General features: G+C 53.8%; 1 protein-coding gene. It reads right to left on the bottom strand.

Features of this window, described 5'->3' with window-relative positions; translation table 11 throughout:
* Positions 1-15: 15 nt before the first annotated feature.
* Complete coding sequence (locus tag FYC77_RS19965) at positions 16-1,104, bottom strand: transposase (protein WP_149083237.1); 1,089 nt, start codon at positions 1,102-1,104, stop codon at positions 16-18.
* Between the last annotated feature and the right edge of the window lie 103 nt (positions 1,105-1,207).

Here is a 1,207-nt window from a genome sequence, read left to right as displayed (position 1 = left end):
GAGGGTACCACAGAATCATTGACACACCTCGATCGTCGTTTTGCCAGGGTTAGCTCCTCGTTTGTAGTTGGCGATAGCAATCACGAGCCGTAGACAGAGTGTAAGGAACACGTGTGACTTGACACGGACGCGGCCTCGAACGCCTGGCGTTTCGAGGCCGCAGTCCTTGCAAGCCCCAATTGTTCGTTCGACTTGTGATCGTTGCTTGTAGGTTTCTTCGAGTTGTTTCGACCAGACACCAACGTTGTCTGAGTGCTCTTTGATCCGTTGCTCGATTCGGTACTCGATATCGTATGGATCATCGGTGTTCCGTTCGTTGTACGGTGCAATCGGCACGACGCCCTCTTCGATGAGGTCGTCGTGCCAGTTCAGCATGTCAAACGCCGAATCGCCAAGCATCCAGTTGGGATCGCCGACGGCGAGCGCGTCCTGCGTGACGCGCCTCACCGTCTCCTGATTTACCTGCTTTTGCTCGGTAAACGCCGCTGCAACCGGTAATTTTGGGCCAGTCGTCACAATCAGACACCCGTAGCCAAAGTAGTAGCCACCATCTCCTTGCTCGTCTTGGTCGTCACTGTTGCCGTCGGACGTGTCCTGCTCGGACTCGTCCGACTGATCAGTATCGGAACTATCAGCCTCTGCTGTCGGATCGTAGTTCCACGATGCTTCGCTGTCACGAGGGTCAGCGTGCACATCTGTCGAATCAATCCGAAAGGTATTGTCGAGCAGGTCGCGGGCGGCGACCTGCTCGACTAGATACTCGAAGACGTCTTCGACAACCAGGGCAACATCGGTAAGAAACCGACGTATTGACTGGTGAGAGGGTGGACTGATGAAGCCACATTGAAGATAGAGAAGTTCATCCCGGAGTTCTCTGGCGATCTCTTCAGGACTGTAGATTTCCCGGCTAAAACAGTACAGCACGCCTTTCAACAGCTCCGGCGCTTCATGTTCCCGTGTTCGCCCCCACGGATCGGGGGCGAACACGGGGAATTCATTGAGAAACGAGAACTCAAGATGCTCGAACAGTGCCAGTGGAATCGTATCCACATGGTTGAATAGCTCCTCGACCGAAGGATGATTCTGCAGGGATGTGGCGTTCATGGACCAGTTGCCACTCCCTGTTCTGACTCACCTCAGATTTACTGTAGAAGTTAGTAGAGTTGCTTGTTAACACTGACCGTGTCAAGTTTTCTGTGGCACCCTC

The organism is Natrialba swarupiae, assembly GCF_008245225.1.
GTDB classification, from domain to species: domain Archaea; phylum Halobacteriota; class Halobacteria; order Halobacteriales; family Natrialbaceae; genus Natrarchaeobius; species Natrarchaeobius swarupiae.
This window is presented reverse-complemented; position numbering and strand designations above follow the sequence as displayed.